Origin of the sequence: Metabacillus sediminilitoris (genome assembly GCF_009720625.1) — a bacterium.
Lineage (GTDB): Bacteria > Bacillota > Bacilli > Bacillales > Bacillaceae > Metabacillus > Metabacillus sediminilitoris.
The window spans coordinates 4834727-4852231 of record NZ_CP046266.1; the positions used below are offsets into that span (position 1 = coordinate 4834727).

The following is a 17505-nucleotide window of genomic DNA, read 5'->3' on the forward strand; positions in this document are numbered from 1 at the left end:
TGCAGACGTTACGCATTCAATACGACAGATACTGAGCTAAAGGCCATTGCCGCACCGGCAAGCCAAGGAGCAAGAAAACCAAGCGCGGCAATTGGAATGTCAATTGTATTATAAGCAAAAGCCCAGAACAGATTTTGTTTAATATTGCGGATTGTTTTTTTACTCATTAAGATCGCTTCTGCTATACTCATTAAATTTCCCCGCATTAATGTGATATCAGCGGCTTTCATTGCAACAACACGATCTTGTGCTTGTAACTTTTTCATCTCTGCCGCTTTCCCTTCAGGCAGCACTTCCGCGATAAATGTGTTAATTCCTACTTCAGCGGCAATGGATCTAGCTGTTCGTTCATTATCACCAGGCATCATGACAACCTCGAGACCCATTTTCTTTAAACGGTGGATTGCTTTTTTTAATGTTTCTTTCACTGTATCTGCCACAGCAACAATACCTGAATATTGTTCGTTGATTGCGACGATCATCGCCGTTTTCCCCTTATCCTCAAGCAGTTCCATTTGTTGATGGGCATGTTTCCTCTATTTATAATGTTTGAATGAATTTGAATGGGAAAATTAGTTGTATAATACTTTTGATATTTATATACTATACCCCTCTACGGTATAAGTCAATGTGGAGAAACAATTTTTTTTTCCTCATTCACGTATCAAATCGTCAGCTAGTCTATATAAATAGTAAAAAAACATAGAACAGAGGGATTTCTTTGAAATCGATCATTTTACTTTTATCATCCATGATTTTGTTAGCCGGGTGTGGTACATCTAAACAAACGAATGTGGAAACAAATAGCAGTGTGAATACAGGACAAGGAAAGGAACAATCACTTATTACTGCAAAAGCAATATATGTAGGACTCATCGATACGCATTCTATCGAAGTCATCATTGATGATAAACCAATTGCCTTGCAAATTAATCAAGAACAAATGAAGATACTCGAATCACTAAAAACGAATGAAAAGCTATCCATTACGTATTTCTATAATGAAGAAACCACTCAGAACATTTTAGAAAAAGTTGAAATTATTCAATGAAGTGAGGGTAATCGAATTAAGTCCTTCACTCCCTTCATTAGGCCTAATACAAAAAGGAGCTGACATTTAATAAATTGCCAGCTCCTAAAACTTATTCCATCATTTCAAGTCAATGGTTTATCTATTCCTAACTCTTCCATTATCTTTTCTTTTGTTTTACCATCTGTTTCAATTCCAGCTTCTTCAGCGTTTTTAATAAGAATGTCATTCATTGGGCCGCCTTCACCCATTTGAGGTCTATTTTTATTTAATTCTTCCTTCACTTCTTCAACTGTCTTTCCCTCTGTATCAATCTCAACTTTCTGTGCCGAGTAAATAAAAAAGCACTGCGTCATACAGTGCTTTTACGGGATCAAGAAAAAGCTAGCTTATTCCTTCGTTTTTAATTGTTTATCTAAATAAAACGTACCAAATGGGATAAACGATAAAAATACGGCCCATACTCCCCATAAAACAGACCAATGCTTTCTAAATTTCACAATGGCTACCATAATGACGAATGAAACAAATAGGAAACCGTGCAGACCACCGACAATGGTGACGGCAATTGGGAAATCTAGAAAATACTTTAAGGGCATTGCTATTATGAGAAGTACTAAATAAGAAATCCCCTCCAGAATTCCAAAAAACCGTAATAATCCTACAGATGTGTTAAACATCTCATCAACTCCAATTTATAGCTTTCATACTCATTATTATACATCCAACAAGCTAGGAGACTAAGATATTCTTTGACATTTTCATAACAGTTTTAAGACGAGACTTATTACGCCGTCCCCTTACTACAGGTTAAATAAGATAAAGCTGTCCTGTATTTCCCCTACTAATATTGGAGGTGTTTGTGATGAATATTTTAAGTAACTATCGTTTAGAAGAAACAGAATGGAGCTGTCCTTACCCTTTATATTTCTGATTTTGACACTGAATTTTCAACTGAATTAGGTACACAATTAACAACTTATAGACAAGATGAAATTAGTAAGTATGCACAACAACTTTTTCCTAATATAAAAATAAAACTCTTTTTTAAACAATTGACAAAATCAAAAACCTTCCTATTCATAAAAAATAAAAGAGGTTTGACTATTCAATAGCCAAACCTCTTAAACTTATTCTATTAACCAGCTAATGTTTCACCGTTTTTTTCAGCTTTTAATCTTTGTCTTTTTGCCTTTTTGAAGTGCAGCAGTTCATAAATAACAGGGATAACGACTAGCGTTAATAATGTTGCTACACTCAATCCACCTATTACAACGATGGCCAGACTTGCAGAAACAAGGTTGCCCATTTCAGCTTCTTTAAATAGTAATGGAAGCATGGCGGAAATGGTTGCAACGGCCGTCATAATGATTGGGCGCATTCGGATTGTCGCAGCTTCAACTAATGCATCTCTAATAATCATTGTTTGTTCATTTTGTTTTACCCGGTCAAGCAGAACGATGGCATTTGTTACAACAATACCGATTAGCATTAACGCACCAAGCAGTGCCGTAACATCAACAGTAATACCGCTTATAACGATTCCTAATATTGCCCCGATTGCTGCTAATGGTAAGGAGAAGAGAATAGCAATTGGTGCTCGGATTGTTTTAAATGTAATGACCATAATTAAGAACACAATTCCAATCGATGCAAGCATCGTCATAAATAAATCATTAAATTCACTAGCCTGGTCGACACTTGCTCCACCTACAAGAACCTCGACGTTATCAGGGAGTTCTAAGCCATCAACCGTTTTATCACCATAAATCTTTTTATTTACTTCTTCTGAAATCGTTGATAGTTTTTCAGGATCAACTGTCGCTGTTACCCTTACATATTGCTCGCCGTCTTTGTGGAATGTGCTAGTAGGTTCTTCTGTTTCCTTTAACTCCGCTACTTTAGCAATGGTCGTCATACCATTTGCTGTCATGATTGGAACATTTGATAATTCTTTTTCTGTTTCAGGATTGAAGACTGGTTCCAGCATGACCATTGTTTGCAGGTCATTTATTTCAATCGTACCAAGTGGTGTTTTGTTAAGCATGACTGCTGCTTGTTGGGCAACTTGATCAGCTTTGGCTAACCCAGGATCAACGACGAATGAATAAACTGTTTTTGTTTCTTCTTGGTTGGAAGTTACTTTCTCAACTCCCTCTATCTCTTCTATTTCAGCTTGAACATTTTCCGAGACATTGATGAGTTCAACGACATCATCACCGATGACATCAATTGTGATAGAAGTTGCTCCTCCTCCCATTATTGTAGCTTCAGTCGCTTCTAATGTCGCATCTTTATATTCATCCTTTTGGGTATTGATGGTTTCGATAAATGCTCCCATATCAGCATCAGCTTTTAATGTTGTCAAAATTTGCGTTTCTGTAGGACTGCCGACTTCACCATACTTTGCGGCATCTTCAGAGTTTCCAAGTTGCAAATAAACATTATCAATGCCATCTTGTTTTAAAATATACTCTTCAAGCTTTATAGACTCTTCTTTTACTTTTTCAATCGGTGTTTCATTAGGATACTCCAATGAAACAAAGACATAATCCGCTTTTGTTTTGTCTACAGACCCTTTAGGGAGCATGATATAAGCTCCAATTGACCCGCAAAACAGGATCAATGCTGTTAAAACAACAATCCATTTATGATTTAATGACCATGTTAAAAATTTCTCAAAACGAGCCGATGGTTTATGCTCTTTTATTTTCGCATTTTTAAGAAGACCTGCACTCATAAGCGGCACTACTGTTAAAGCAACAAGTAATGAAGCTAATAACGAGTAGGTAATCGTTAAGGCAAAAGGAAGCATAAAGTCCTGTAAGCTGCCGCTTAATAATCCTAATGGCAGAAAGACTGCAACAGTTGTTAGGGTTGATGATGTGATTGCTGAGCCAACTTCCTTCGTTGCTTCAATCACCATTTTGACTGAGAAATTTTCCGTTTGTGCTCTTCTAAAAATATTTTCAATCACAACGATACTATCATCTACAAGACGTCCAACTGCAACGGCCACACCGCCTAGCGTTAAAATATTTAAGGTCACTCCAGATTGAGCTAGCAGGAATAAGGTAAATCCTAATGAAAGCGGAATGGATACAATCGTAATTAACGTCGAACGAAGATTACGTAAGAAAAGCATAATCACAATTGTTGCAAAAAGGGCTCCTAGTAAGACTTCCTTCATCATACTTTGAACAGATGATTCTACCGTATCAGCAGTCGACAAAATCACATTTGTTTCTAAGTTATCATACTTGTCATTTACTTCTTGAGAAACTTTTTTCGCTTCTTTACTTATTGTGACAGCATTTGAATTGCTGTCTTTCGTAATAACGAATGTTAATGCATCATGGCCATTTACTTTCGTAAGATTGTTTTCTTGCTTTTCTATCGTAATACTTGCAACATCCTTGAGTGGTATAGATGGAAGAATCTCAGTATTCTCTAGCTTTTCAACTGTATTAAGATCACCAACAACTTTGATATTGGATGTTTTCCCATCTACATTCTTTTCACCTACTGCGGTAGCAATGTTTTGCCCTTGCAGCAATGGCATGATATGTTCAATCGAGACCTTTTTTTCCGCCATTTTCTTTTCATCTAACTCAACCGATACATATGATGGAATTGTTCCATTGGTTTGAATATCTGCAACACCATCAATATTTTTGAAATAAGGGACAATCTCATCCTTTGCATATTGAATGGTTTCAGGATTAATGCCTTTATCAAAAGTTAACGAAATGTATGATACTGGAATCATAGATGTATTCAATTGAACGATATTCGGCTTCATTACATTATCAGGTAATTGAACATTTGCTAACGCATCTTCAATCTCACGCTTTGCTTCTTTCTTATCTACACTTGATTCAAGATGAATATCGACTGAGGAATAACCATCACCTGTTGTTGAAAACACGTTCACTTTTCCATTTACACGATCGACAGCCTCTTCAATCGGGGTTGTTACTTGTTCCTCCATTGAACTCGCATCTAAACCTTCGCCAACTATTACAACTGAAATAAATGGTTGATCAGCTGAAGGTAAAAATTCCATTGGTAAGCGAAAATAACTTAATACTCCCATTACCAAAACAAGCAAAGACATAATGGCTACTGCAGCTTTGTTCTTAAAAGACCATTTTGTAAACCAAGACATAACATGTTTACTCCTTCCAATTTTTGAATTCATACAAACTGTATCGTTATAACTACAGTCCTTATTCTAATAACAAAAAGTGGAAGCGTTAAATGACTTAAGGTGTAAACTTCTCTAAGACTTAAGACGTATTCTCATTCATTTGAACAGACGTAAGATGTCATTCAATTCAACAATAACCATGGCCATTTAAGAACAAAATAACATTCAATTATTTAAAAGAGTGAACAATTATGTTTTTGAACATGAAAAGAAAAAATTGGGGGTATATCCATTACTCATTTTATGGTATCTTATAATATGGTAACGTACTAAAGCGAAATTATATTAAGATAAAAGAGGGGTTTTCAGAATGAAACGTTTTGCAACTATTATTCTAGCAATTGCAGCGATATTCTCACTACTTGCAGCATGCTCAAAACCTGAGGAGAAAAAAGACAATACACTTGTAATTGGTATTGACGATAAATTTGCACCGATGGGATTTAGAGATGAGAATAACGAAATTGTTGGTTTTGATATTGACTTAGCCAAAGCAGCTGCTGAAAAAATGGGAGTAACGGCTAAATTTCAACCAATTGACTGGAAGACAAAGGAATCAGAACTAAGCAGTGGACGCATTGATCTTATTTGGAACGGATATACCATTACTGATGAACGTAAAGAAAAAGTTCTTTTCACAAAACCTTATTTAAAAAATTCACAGGTAGTAGTCACTTTAGCTGATTCAGACCTGACAAAACTAGATGATTTAGAAGGCAAAGCAGTTGGTCTACAATCTCTTTCTTCAGCATCTGATGCCTTAAACGCTAATCCTGTAAAATCAAAAATCAAGACAGTTACCGAGTTTTCCGACAATGTCTTGGCACTAAGCGACCTAAAATCTGGACGTGTAGATGCAGTCGTTATTGATGAAGTGGTTATTAAGTATTACATGTCTAAAGAAGAAGGCACATTTAAGCTTCTAGATGAATCACTTGCACCAGAAGAATATGGAATAGGTGTTAAAAAAGGCAACGAAGCTCTGTTAGAGAAATTACAAAAAGCACTAGATGAAATGAATGAGGACGGAACCTCAGCTGAAATTTCAAAAGAGTGGTTTGGCGAAGATAAGGTATTAAAGTAAGTAAAAGCACCTTTATCAACCTATGGGGCTCGAGGAGCTTGCGCTTAAGCTGAATGTCTTGCACCATCAACAGTATAAAAATTTATCATTCATGAACAAGTAAAAATAAGGCGAACAGGATTTCCTTTGGAAACCCTGTTTTGTTTTGGAGGAAACACTCATGTCAGTAGAATATTTCAATTCAATACTTAAGCCAATGCTCGAAGGAGCTCAGGCGACAGTCCTCTTGTTTTTGATTGCCATTGTGGTGTCAATTCCACTGGGCTTTCTACTAACCCTTGCTGTAAAAAGCAGCATTAAGCCTGTATCTTGGCTCGCCCAGATTTACATTTATTTGATGCGGGGTACACCGCTTTTACTACAGCTTTTATTTATTTGCTTCGGCTTGCCAATGATTCCAGTCATTGGAGAATATTTGGTTTTGGATCGCTTTGTTGCAGCCTGCTTGGGCTTTATTTTGAATTATGCTGCATATTTTGCTGAGATCTTCCGTGGTGGTCTATTGTCAATTGATAAAGGTCAATATGAAGCATCAAAAGTACTTGGCTTGAATAAATGGCAGACGATGACACGAATTATCCTGCCGCAAATGTTCCGTGTTGCTCTTCCTGCCGTGTCGAATGAATCAGTGACTTTGGTCAAAGATACCGCGCTGCTCTATGCTGTTGCTGTTCCGGAATTGTTACACTTTGCCCAGACTGCTGTGAACCGTGATTTTACGATCATGCCTTTCTTTTTAGCAGGCGTTATTTATCTGATCATGACGATTATTTTAACGATGTTCTTTAAATGGCTCGAACGACGATTCAAATTTGAATAAGAAGGAGTTGTGTATGTGGCTATCATAAAAGTATCTAACCTCAAAAAATCATATGGCGAGTTAGAAGTTTTAAAAAAGATTAGTTTTGAAGTAAATAAAAACGATGTGGTTGCAGTAATTGGTCCCTCCGGCTCTGGGAAAAGCACAATGCTCCGCAGTCTCATTCACCTTGAAGAAATTAACGGCGGAAGCATCAACGTATCCGACGAATATCTGGTGAAAGATGGGATCTACTCAAAGCCACAGGAGATCAAGCATATCACCTCCAAAATGGGAATGGTCTTTCAACATTTCAATCTCTTTCCACACCTTACTGTTAAAGAAAATCTGGAGATTGCTCCTAAAATGGTAAAGAATGAAACAAAAGAAATAATCCAGAAACGCAGCAGTGAGATTCTGCAAAAGGTTGGTCTTTCTGATCGTGCAACAGCTTACCCTGCCAATCTTTCGGGCGGTCAAAAACAGCGAGTAGCGATTGCTCGAGCACTTATGATGAACCCTGAAATCTTGCTATTTGATGAACCAACTTCGGCATTGGATCCAGAATTGACCGGCGAAGTATTACAGGTAATGAAGGATTTGGCTGAAGAGCACATGACGATGATTGTAGTGACACATGAGATGGGATTCGCGAAGGAAGTGGCAAATAAGGCCATTTTCATGGACGATGGAGAAATTATCGAATCTGGGCATCCAGATGAATTATTTATAAATCCTCAATTTGACAGAACAAAAGCATTTTTAAGCAAAAGTTTAAAATAATTCGTGCCATTGCTATTGACTACATTCATAAAATATTAAATGGAAAATAGGGTGTTTTAAAAAATCGTTTTTACGAATTTTTAAGACACCCTTCTTTACTGATGGTAATTCTAGTGAGCTACAAACTGCATTTTGACAAATTCTAATCGCTAAGGTTTCCACCTTCTGTAATCGAAGAAAACCACAATGAAGACAACAAGATACGTATTATTTCTTTTTAATCAATTGAACAGTATTAAATCTTTATAGATTAGAGAACAGTTATTTTAAGAGTTTTAGTTTTTAGCACATTAAGAATGATTCCATTTGATATTTTATAATTTTTAAGTTAATTTTGACTAATTTTCAAATTCCTCCTTTAGTGTCAATTTTTTATTTAACCTAGGAATATACATGACTAGGAAGGCGGATCGTCCAATAGTATAAACGATGAAAGCAAGCCATAGACCATGATTATGCCAGACAGGGGTTGCTGTAACTTGTAGGATGATAAAGACAATCATTGCGTAAATCATCGAGTTTCGAACGGGAGCAATTTCAGTGGCTCCTGTAAAGACACCGTAAATGATAAGGCCAAAACAAGCAACAAAAGGGTAAATAATAAGCCAAGCACCATACTTGGTCGAAAGTTCAATTACACTAGGTAAATTCGTAAAAAGTCCAATAATCTGTTCTTGAAATAATCCATAGGCACAAGCGATGATAAGAGCAATAATTATCGACCATTGCCAAGATAAAGTAAGTGTTTTTTTATATAGTTTTTCGTCATTTGATCCTACCGCTTTCCCTACTAGAATACTAGAGGCGTTCGCAAATCCATCAAAGAAATAAGCCATTATGTAATGAATTTGAAATAATACAGCATTGGCAGCAAGAAATTCTGTTCCAAACGAAGCGCCTTTTGCTGTAAACATATTAAAAACGACTAATAAACAAATTGTTCGAATAAACAAATCCTTGTTAACATGAAACATCTTTTTCATAGACTGTGTATCTATAAGCGCATGAATGGATGGTATTTTCCATTTAAAAGGTAATATTCTCCACACAATGATTATTCCTATTAAGAAAGCTGTGATTTCAGCAATCAAGGTGGCCATAGCGACCCCTTTTACGGCAAAAGAAAAGCCATGAACAAAAAGTATGGCCAAGATCATATTTAACATATTCATTAACACTTGTAAAAATAAAGCTTCTTTAATCTTGTCCATCCCCATTAACCAACCAAGAATAACGTAGTTCATCAAAGTGAATGGAGCTCCCCAAATTCGAATCCGAAAATATTCAGCTGCAAACTGACTTACATCAGAATCAGGTGCAATCAATGTAAGAGCCGAATATTCGATTGGCCATTGTAAGAAAATAAAACACAGGCCTACAAGTAGGGCTAATAAAAAGGGACGAGATAAAGCAAGAACTTCTTGAACTGAATCGCTTGCCCCGTTAGCTTGTGCGGCAAAAGCAGATGTGCTGACCCGTAAAAACCCGAATACCCAATACAAAGTATTAAAAATAAGGGTCCCAACAGCAACACCGCCAATATAAGCTGGATCAGGCAGTTGCCCGACCACGGCTGTATCTACAGCCCCTAATAAGGGCTGTGTCATCGTTGAGATCGTTAGAGGTATCGCTAAAGCAAGATATGTACGATGATTCATCCGACTCTCCTCCTTGTAAATTAAAAATAATTCTTTTTCTAAAAGATTGTTAGTTTTAAAAAGGTTCTTTAAACAAAAAACGTTTAAGTTGATTGGAACGGATATGCGAGACTCATGCGGGACAGGTGAGACTCATGCAGGCGCTGTGCGCCGAGGAGGCTCACAGCCCGCCCCGCGGAAAGCGAGCATCCTGGAGCGGAAATCAACCATACCCAATAATATTTCCATAGCAACAAAGTTTGCGAAAAAAGCCTTAAAAACAAAAGCCCCGATTATATGAATGAAATCGAGGCATTAGAATAAATACGTTTCAATTAAGTTTGGCTAACCCTTGTTCGAATCGAACGAAAACGTGGGTGCTCAGCAAGTATAGATCCTCGCATCTCTTTTACGACAGGATGTTCTGAAGTGAAAAACTCCTCTTTTGAATCGAAATGCTCGACTAATTCTCCTTTTTCTAGTACACCAACTGTATCACTAATCGTATAGGCAGCTTTAATATCATGGGTAATAAAGAAATAAGATAACCCGAAGTCTTCTTTTAGCTCCTTTAGTAATTCTAAAATAAGTGTTTGGTTAACCATATCGAGACTACTAACAGATTCGTCTAGAACAATTAGCTTTGGTTTGAGGGAGATCGCTCTTGCAATATTAATCCTCTGCAATTGTCCGCCGCTGAATTGGTGCGGGTATTTTTTTAAGTCCTCTTCACTCAGTCCAACCCTTTCCAATAATTCTACAATGGTCCGTTTTAGTTCAGCAATAGTAAGCTTTTCATAGTTTTCTAAAGGCTCTGCAATAATCCGTTCGGCTGTCATGCGGGGATTGACTGATGAGTATGAATCCTGAAAGACAGCTTGAATATCGCGACGGATTTTTTGCCGAGTATGTTTATCTGCAGTATAAATATCATGGCCTTGAAACAGAATTTTTCCATTTTGTGGTCGTTCCATACCAAGAATCACTTTTCCTAAAGTACTTTTACCGGCCCCGCTCGTACCAAGCATTCCTAAGCATGTACCTTCCTCAATCGCAAGCGAAATATCAGAAAGTACTTTTTTAGGGCGACCTTTCCAGTTTAAAAACGTTCGGGATCCATAGCTATGAGTGACTTCTTTTACTTGTAATAAACTCATTTGTTCACTCCTGTAAAGTGAGACTTCATTCAGTGGGGGTTTTTTTCATCCCCCACTGAATGGTAGCGAAACTTATCGGATCTTTACGGGCAGTTTACCCTCACCTATCTTTTTTGCTACTTTATAAATTCTTGAATCTTGGTAAGGGACTTACTGCCCGTTAAGAATGGGGTAAATACCTATCATTAGGCTAAGCCAAATGGATGATAGATCCATCTAAATGTATTAGTGAGCGTGCATTTAGTAGTTTCTTCGTATACTCATGCTGCGGCTCATCAAATAGCTGAAACACATCCGCTTTTTCTACAATCCTGCCATTCTTCATAACGGCTACTTCATCTGCCATTTCCGAAATGACTCCGAGATCATGGGATATTAAAAGAATAGCTGAACCATATTCAGAGCGAATTTTATCTAAGTGGTACAGCACTTTCTTCTGATTATTGACGTCAAGTGCGGTAGTTGGTTCATCAGCAATAATAACGGCTGGATGTAAGCAGGCTGCAATGGCAATCATCACCCGTTGCAGCATGCCGCCACTCAATTGAAAAGGATACGATTTTAATAGGTTAGCAGGATTGGGTAAGTTCACATGCTGCATTGCCTCGATGGCAAGCTCTGTTGCTTGTTTTTTATTCCATTGCGTATGAGAACGAATGGTTTCGATAAATTGATGGCCGATCGTAAAAACAGGTGTAAAAGCATTCATCGGATTTTGCATTATAAAGGCAATATCCTTGCCACGGATCTTCCGCATTTCTTTATCGGCTAAACCGTTCAATTCACGTCCTTGTAATGTTATACTCCCATCAATCGTTGTCGTTTTCCGATCAAGAAGTTGAAAAATGGACATACTTGTAACAGTTTTACCGCATCCACTTTCCCCAACTAGACCAAGTACACGTCCAGGCTTTAGTTCAAAATTTATCTCTTGAACAAGCGGGGTAACACCATCTTTTGTTTTTACCTGTACATGTAAATCTTTCACTTGTAACACATTCGACTGTTCTGCACCCAATATTCTCATCCCTTTTTAAAATCTACGTTTGACACCGTACCGTTCAGATAACGCTTCTCCTAGTAAATTGAATGTAACAATAACGAGCATAATGATCAAACCTGGATAAAGCATTAATTCTGGATTTGTCCGAATATACGATTTCCCTTCGTGAATCATCGCTCCCCATTCAGGTGTAGGGGGTTGCACTCCTAGTCCTAGAAACGACATGGCGGATATATCCATAATGGCCCAGCCCATTTCTAATGTACCCATGACGACAAGTGGAGGGAGTACATTTGGGACAATATGATTTTTAATAATCTTCCATTGAGAAGAGCCGCTTATTTTCGCAGCTGCAATAAAGTTTTGTTCTTTCAGACTAAGGACCATTCCTCGGAACATTCTTGCATAGTAGACCCATTGCACAAGCATCAACGCGATGATCACTTGTGTAAGTCCAGGTCCGAATATGCCAACAAGTCCAAGAATAAGGATAAGACTTGGAAAAGCCATGACACCATCGCAAAACCTCATCAATACATGATCAACAAGGCCGCCCTTATACCCTGAAAAGGTTCCAACAAGTAAACCAATGAGTATGGATGAAAGAAAGATTAGCATCGCAAAACCTAATGAAAGGCGCGCCCCATATAAAATACGCGATAGATTACATCTTCCTAAATGATCCGTTCCTAATGGATAAGCCCAAGAAGGAGGATGAAGTTTATAAGCTAAGTTGACAGCAATAGGATCATTGGGTGCAATCCATGGAGCAAAGATAGCAATGATAACAAGAATACTTAATATAATCGAGCATATGGGAATAACTTTTTGACTTCTGAATATCTTAGGTAAACTTATAATCATTGCTGCTGCCCTTCTTTCCTGGAAATGCGCGGGTCAATATACATTTGAATTAAATCAACAAGTAAGTTACTTAAAATAAATAAGCTGGCTGCAATCAGCACATAACATTGAATGACTGGTATATCACGATTAAAAATAGCTTCAATAAAATAACGACCAAACCCTGGCCAAGAAAAAACTGCTTCCACGATGATTGTTCCAGTCAGTAATTTCCCAAGATTCATCCCAAGACCAGTAATCATCGGGGAAATGGCAATCCTTAAGACATGCTTGGCCATAATCGTTTTTTCGTTAATTCCTCTTGTCCTGGCAAATAGCACATATGGCTGTTGCAAATTTTCAAGAACACTCGCACGTAACAATCTTGTATAGATTGCAATTAAAGGCAGGGCCAGTGTAACGGAAGGCAGAACAAGATGCTGCCATGTCCCAATTCCTTCAACTGGAAAAAGGTCAAGTTTAACAGAAAAGAAAAAAATGAAAAGATAACCGAGCCAAAAAGACGGAATCGATGCCCCTAAAAACGAGAGAATCCGGCTAAAATGGTCGATTACACTATTTTTCTTTACTCCAGCAAGGAAGCCTAGCGGGATACTCACTAGTACAGCTATGACGATACTTCCTAGAGCAAGCTGAAAGGTAGCCGGTAATCTCAATGTAACCTCATCCAAAACAGGCTTATTCGAAACATAAGATATGCCAAAATCAAGTTGGCATATCTTCATAATAGAGTTTACATATTGAATGAGGAATGGTTGATCTAAACCAAACTCATGTCTTTTTTGCTCCAAAATCTCATCAGTCGGTTGAATATGGGCGGCTGCTAAGTAGGCCTCAGCCGGGTCTACCGGTGAAAGGTGAATCATTCCAGTTGTAAGAAATGTAGCTAAGAGAAAAACCGGAATAATAGATATCAATCGTTTAAAAATATAGGTGCCCATGAAAGCCTCCTGCTACTTACTGCTCGATGCTAATTCCCGTGAATGGATGTTCGTCACGATTAGCCGGGAAAGTAAAATTAGTAACATCCTTTTGATAAATGGCTGTTTTCTTAACATAAGAGATCGGAATAATTGCTCCCTGATCTTGGATTGATGTTAAGATAGACGAGTAAAGCTGCTGGCGTTTTTCCTCATCTGTTGTTTTCGGAACCTCGGCGATTTGTTTCATTAATTCGTCTTTGTTCGGATATGCTGATATCGCCTCATTAAATCCAAATCCTTTTGACAAAACAATGTTTAAGAAAGTATGAGGATCATAAGGAGCTCCATAGTTACTAAAGAAATTAATATCAAATTTATTATCTTTAAATCTCTGAATTTGCTCCGTTAATTCAACCCCAACAATGTTTAATTTCACACCAATGGCTCCCCACTCAGCTTGCAGCGTTTCTGCCATTGTTTTTTGAATCGATTCTGCTGAATCATACATCAACTCGACTTCAAGAGTCTGTCCATCTTTTTCACGAACCGTTTTTCCTTTAGGAAGCGTCCACCCTGCTTCATCTAATAACGATTTTGCTTTTTCTACATCATAATCAATGACCTTAGCGTCATTGCCTTTCGTATAAGGGAGGTTTGTCGGTAAAATATAATCTGCTTTTTCCTCGTAACCAGATGTAATCCCTTCAACAAGTGCTTCTTTATTAAAACCATAATGTAGCGCTTGACGTACCCGTTCATCGGAAAGCTGTTCTTTCGTTGAATTGATGACAAGCTGTCTTGTCGCAACTGGTTCTGAAATGCTAGTTTCATAATCTCCAGTAGACTCCAATTGTTTGAAAGCATCTAAACTGATCACACCTTCTCCGTAAATAAGGTCTAGCTCACCTTTTTCAAAAGCAAGTACCCGCGTTTCCGCATCAGGAATGACTTTCACTTGGATTTTCTCTTCTTTTGGAAGTTCACCCCAATAATTTTCATTGCGTTTGAAAATAGCATATTCATCAGCTTTATACTCTTCCAAAACCCATGGACCTGTACCGATTGGTTCAACGACACCTTTTGAGGTATCACCATCTTCAGGGAATCCAGCTTCACCTAAGAATCGAACTGGTCGAACAACTGCCAACTCCTGAATCGTTGGATAATATGGTTCAGTTAATGTCAGTTTAAACGTATTTTCGTCGATTACATCCGTTCGACCAACTTTCGAAATGAAACCTAACCAACTATGTATTTCAACATTTTTCAAAATCGTATCAAAATTCTTTTTCACAATTTCTGCAGTAAAGCTTGTTCCGTCGGAAAATTTCACATCTTGACGCAAATGAAACGTGTATACTTTCCCGTCTTCAGAAATTTCCCATGACTCAGCTAGATGTGGTTTTAGTTCGCCACCCTCTTGGTAGCTTACTAACGGTTCATACACCATCGATTGAGCAAATAATTGTGAAGGATTATAAATATGAGGATTCATTTCGCCTACATCTCTCGGCCAAGCTATCTTTAGCATATTGTCCTCATCGCTTTTCGGTGCAGATCCATTAGTTGCATTTGTGCAACCAAGTAATACCATTGATAATAATAAAATAAATGCAGTAATAGATATTATTTTTCGACTATTTCTTCCATTATACATAGTGTGTTTCCTCCTACTTGCTGATGATAATCATTTTCAATTGTAATCAGTGTGCCTGATCTTGTCAATCTAATGTCAGAAACTTTCGAAAGGTTATTTTATACAAATTAACTCTTTCCAGCTGGATTATTTAGATTCCTTTTGGAATATCTTATTGTAAAATAACGATTCCTTTATTTCGTTTTTAAACAGAAAACACTCATAACCCCGTTCTAACATTTTAAGAAAGGGGTTTATGAGTGTTTTCTGTTATATGGTAATATGTCACTATCGTATTAAGCTGCATAATTTCGCACCCAATATTTGAGTAACTTTAAATGTCTTATAATAGTTGAGTGTAATAGGAATTTGAATTTGTCCTTTGTTCTTCAATCGTTCCCAACAATGCATAAGGATCAGACAATAAGCTCAATTTTATTATTAATCTTCACAAACTTGAATAAATGCTCTCATATAATCTGGTAAATCAGGTGGACGTCTACTTGAAATTAAATGTCCATCAACTACAACTGCTTCATCTAGCCATTTTGCTCCAGCATTCTCCATATCATCGCGAATTCCTGGTGTGCTTGTTACTGTTTTGCCTTCTAGTATTTTGGCAGAGATTAGGACCCAGCCTGCATGGCAGATTTGACCGATTGGTTTTTTTCTTTCTTCCATGTGTTGAACGATATCAATTACTTCTTGAAAGCGTCGAAGCTTGTCAGGAGCCCAGCCGCCTGGTACAAGTAATGCATCATAATCATTCGGATCAACATCTTTAAAGGCAAAATCAGATGTTGCAGGGACACCATATTTTCCTTTATATGTATAGCCCGCATCTTCACCGACTAAATCCACGATTGCACCTTCTTCGCGTAAACGGTGAATTGGATACCATAGCTCTAAGTCCTCAAAATCCTCATGGACAAAGCTTAAAACCTTTTTACCTGTTAATTTCATCTAGTTTCCCTCCATTTCTTCTTTTACAATACCTTACCTAAGTATGTCATACAATAACTCTGCTTACTTAAACTTATTAGGCTCTTTTGCATAAAGTTCTATAAATCCGCAGCTAGGACATACATAGCAAGGACTGATCGCACTCATTGTTTGGGCGTTTGGTTTTTCTTCAGCTTTGTATATTCGAAACGGAAAACTGTCTAGACTCGCTTCGACCATTACCGTGTTACATTTCGAACAGTTATTCTCCATCATACCATCCCCTAATGATCATGTGTTATTTATATGTAATTATCCATGTTTGTGGATTATCCTTCTTATTGATCAGCAAATAATAAAACCATATACGCACAAACCGTATATGGCTTTTTAATAATCCAACTCAATTAATAAACTAGCAGTATGCTCGTCCGTTATTAATACATTTGCATATTTCCCTTTTAATGCACCGTAAATAGCTTCCAGCTTTTTAGGTCCGCCTGCTACTAAAATCGACCTTTCTTTTTTAACAAGTTCGTGAAGCTCGATTCCAATCGTCCGATTGTTTAAATTTTCCACACAAATGTCACCGTTTTTATCAAAAAATCGCGAGCAAATTTCTCCAGCTGCTTTCGATTGGATAAGGTGTTGGTCTTCTTTTGTGAAATATTCTGCTTGTAATAATGCGGAGTCCACTACAGGTGTTCCTACACTAAAAATAGCAATATTGGCTTGTTTACCTAAATCGAGTATTTTACGTATATGCCGATCGGCTTCAATTGCCTGCTTTACAACGATATGGTCCACAATTGCTGGCAGAGGCAGTAGAAAGGTTTGTGTATTAAAGGCTTCACCAAATAAGTGAATAATTTCAGAAGCATATGTTTTAGCTTCAGAATGATTGACACCGCCATTGAGCTGAACAACCGTTGTATGACTAATTGGCGTTTGTTTAAGCTGTGTTGCTACCTCATAAACAGTGGTTCCCCATGAAGTAGCAATGATATCATGGTCTTTTACTACTTTGTTTAAATAGTCTGCTGCTACTTCTCCTAAGTGCCTTTTTATTGAAGCGTGTTCATAATCTGGAACAGAAGCAACAACGACTTCTTTTAAGCCAAACTTTTCCTTTAAACGCTCCGTTAATACTGCACCTGTTTCAAGCGGGTTATTGATCTTGATTTCGACAATTCCAGTATCCTTTGCTTGTTTTAACAGCCTTGAAACAGTCGGCCTTGAGACGTCTAATTTTTTAGCAATCTCTTGTTGACTATAATCTAATTGGTAATAAAGTCTAGCGACTTCAATGATTTTATTAAGCCTATCGTTTTCCATACACAGCACCTAATTATTAATAATGATTTGAGAAGTACCTTGTTTTATAAAAGGCTGTTTTCGCATACTTTGTTGTTTTTTCAATTATTCACCTGCCACAAC

The 17505-nt window shown here is 37.4% G+C and carries 16 protein-coding genes and 1 pseudogene; 4 read left to right on the plus strand and 13 right to left on the minus strand.

Annotation, left to right across the window (positions count from 1 at the left end; genetic code table 11):
• Positions 1-8: 8 nt before the first annotated feature.
• Positions 9-521, minus strand: a pseudogene (locus GMB29_RS23370) (HAD-IC family P-type ATPase); the annotation flags it as partial.
• A gap of 200 nt (positions 522-721) precedes the next feature.
• Here GMB29_RS23370 and GMB29_RS23375 point away from each other — a divergent pair.
• Positions 722-1051, plus strand: coding sequence for a hypothetical protein (locus GMB29_RS23375; RefSeq protein ID WP_136352521.1), 330 nt, complete (start codon positions 722-724; stop codon positions 1049-1051).
• Positions 1052-1155: 104 nt separating this feature from the next.
• On the opposite strand, the gene GMB29_RS23380 is transcribed toward GMB29_RS23375, so the two are convergent.
• The 3 genes from GMB29_RS23380 to GMB29_RS23390 form a co-directional block, all read right to left on the minus strand.
• Complete coding sequence (locus GMB29_RS23380) at positions 1156-1386, minus strand: hypothetical protein (RefSeq protein ID WP_136352520.1); 231 nt, start codon at positions 1384-1386, stop codon at positions 1156-1158.
• A 33-nt stretch (positions 1387-1419) separates the two neighbouring features.
• Positions 1420-1710, minus strand: a complete 291-nt coding sequence (locus tag GMB29_RS23385; RefSeq protein ID WP_136352519.1) for a DUF3817 domain-containing protein — start codon at positions 1708-1710, stop codon at positions 1420-1422.
• Between the two features lie 458 nt (positions 1711-2168).
• Positions 2169-5198 carry an efflux RND transporter permease subunit gene (locus tag GMB29_RS23390; RefSeq protein WP_136352518.1) on the minus strand — a complete coding sequence of 1010 codons (3030 nt, stop codon included), beginning with the start codon at positions 5196-5198 and terminating at the stop codon, positions 2169-2171.
• Between the two features lie 352 nt (positions 5199-5550).
• Here GMB29_RS23390 and GMB29_RS23395 point away from each other — a divergent pair, with 352 nt between their 5' ends.
• From GMB29_RS23395 to GMB29_RS23405, 3 genes are all read left to right on the plus strand, one after another.
• The gene (locus GMB29_RS23395) at positions 5551-6324 is read left to right on the plus strand and encodes an amino acid ABC transporter substrate-binding protein (RefSeq protein WP_136352517.1); all 774 of its coding nucleotides are present in this window, start codon (positions 5551-5553) and stop codon (positions 6322-6324) included.
• Positions 6325-6484: 160 nt separating this feature from the next.
• Complete coding sequence (locus GMB29_RS23400; protein ID WP_136352516.1) at positions 6485-7144, plus strand: amino acid ABC transporter permease; 660 nt, start codon at positions 6485-6487, stop codon at positions 7142-7144.
• A gap of 15 nt (positions 7145-7159) precedes the next feature.
• A complete protein-coding gene (locus tag GMB29_RS23405) occupies positions 7160-7906 on the plus strand; it encodes an amino acid ABC transporter ATP-binding protein (RefSeq protein ID WP_136352515.1) in 747 nt (248 codons plus the stop codon).
• A gap of 338 nt (positions 7907-8244) precedes the next feature.
• On the opposite strand, the gene GMB29_RS23410 is transcribed toward GMB29_RS23405, so the two are convergent.
• From GMB29_RS23410 to GMB29_RS23450, 9 genes are all read right to left on the minus strand, one after another.
• The gene (locus tag GMB29_RS23410; RefSeq protein ID WP_136352514.1) at positions 8245-9564 is read right to left on the minus strand and encodes an MATE family efflux transporter; all 1320 of its coding nucleotides are present in this window, start codon (positions 9562-9564) and stop codon (positions 8245-8247) included.
• Between the two features lie 314 nt (positions 9565-9878).
• Positions 9879-10700 (minus strand): nickel import ATP-binding protein NikE, encoded by an 822-nt coding sequence (gene nikE, locus GMB29_RS23415; protein WP_136352513.1) that lies wholly within the window; start codon positions 10698-10700, stop codon positions 9879-9881.
• Between the two features lie 190 nt (positions 10701-10890).
• A complete protein-coding gene (gene nikD, locus GMB29_RS23420) occupies positions 10891-11718 on the minus strand; it encodes a nickel import ATP-binding protein NikD (RefSeq protein WP_136352512.1) in 828 nt (275 codons plus the stop codon).
• A gap of 15 nt (positions 11719-11733) precedes the next feature.
• Positions 11734-12567, minus strand: a complete 834-nt coding sequence (nikC, locus tag GMB29_RS23425) for a nickel ABC transporter permease subunit NikC (protein WP_136352511.1) — start codon at positions 12565-12567, stop codon at positions 11734-11736.
• The gene (nikB, locus tag GMB29_RS23430) at positions 12564-13508 is read right to left on the minus strand and encodes a nickel ABC transporter permease subunit NikB (protein ID WP_136352510.1); all 945 of its coding nucleotides are present in this window, start codon (positions 13506-13508) and stop codon (positions 12564-12566) included. The genes nikC and nikB overlap by 4 nt, the downstream gene beginning before the upstream one ends.
• A gap of 16 nt (positions 13509-13524) precedes the next feature.
• Complete coding sequence (gene nikA, locus GMB29_RS23435; protein ID WP_136352509.1) at positions 13525-15147, minus strand: nickel ABC transporter substrate-binding protein; 1623 nt, start codon at positions 15145-15147, stop codon at positions 13525-13527.
• Positions 15148-15567: 420 nt separating this feature from the next.
• The gene (locus GMB29_RS23440; protein WP_136352508.1) at positions 15568-16089 is read right to left on the minus strand and encodes a type 1 glutamine amidotransferase domain-containing protein; all 522 of its coding nucleotides are present in this window, start codon (positions 16087-16089) and stop codon (positions 15568-15570) included.
• 63 nt (positions 16090-16152) lie between these two features.
• Positions 16153-16341 (minus strand): hypothetical protein, encoded by a 189-nt coding sequence (locus tag GMB29_RS23445; protein WP_136352507.1) that lies wholly within the window; start codon positions 16339-16341, stop codon positions 16153-16155.
• A gap of 117 nt (positions 16342-16458) precedes the next feature.
• Complete coding sequence (locus GMB29_RS23450) at positions 16459-17403, minus strand: DNA-binding transcriptional repressor DeoR (RefSeq protein ID WP_136352506.1); 945 nt, start codon at positions 17401-17403, stop codon at positions 16459-16461.
• Positions 17404-17505: the final 102 nt, after the last annotated feature.

Coding starts and splice junctions, on each gene's coding strand:
- nikE (WP_136352513.1), bottom strand. CDS start 10,700: ATGAGTTTATTACAAGTAAAAGAAGTCACTCATAGCTATGGATCCCGA.
- GMB29_RS23400 (WP_136352516.1), top strand. CDS start 6,485: ATGTCAGTAGAATATTTCAATTCAATACTTAAGCCAATGCTCGAAGGA.
- GMB29_RS23410 (WP_136352514.1), bottom strand. CDS start 9,564: ATGAATCATCGTACATATCTTGCTTTAGCGATACCTCTAACGATCTCA.
- GMB29_RS23445 (WP_136352507.1), bottom strand. CDS start 16,341: ATGGAGAATAACTGTTCGAAATGTAACACGGTAATGGTCGAAGCGAGT.
- nikB (WP_136352510.1), bottom strand. CDS start 13,508: ATGGGCACCTATATTTTTAAACGATTGATATCTATTATTCCGGTTTTT.
- GMB29_RS23390 (WP_136352518.1), bottom strand. CDS start 5,198: ATGTCTTGGTTTACAAAATGGTCTTTTAAGAACAAAGCTGCAGTAGCC.
- GMB29_RS23380 (WP_136352520.1), bottom strand. CDS start 1,386: ATGACGCAGTGCTTTTTTATTTACTCGGCACAGAAAGTTGAGATTGAT.
- nikC (WP_136352511.1), bottom strand. CDS start 12,567: ATGATTATAAGTTTACCTAAGATATTCAGAAGTCAAAAAGTTATTCCC.
- nikA (WP_136352509.1), bottom strand. CDS start 15,147: ATGTATAATGGAAGAAATAGTCGAAAAATAATATCTATTACTGCATTT.
- GMB29_RS23395 (WP_136352517.1), top strand. CDS start 5,551: ATGAAACGTTTTGCAACTATTATTCTAGCAATTGCAGCGATATTCTCA.
- GMB29_RS23450 (WP_136352506.1), bottom strand. CDS start 17,403: ATGGAAAACGATAGGCTTAATAAAATCATTGAAGTCGCTAGACTTTAT.
- GMB29_RS23385 (WP_136352519.1), bottom strand. CDS start 1,710: ATGTTTAACACATCTGTAGGATTATTACGGTTTTTTGGAATTCTGGAG.
- GMB29_RS23440 (WP_136352508.1), bottom strand. CDS start 16,089: ATGAAATTAACAGGTAAAAAGGTTTTAAGCTTTGTCCATGAGGATTTT.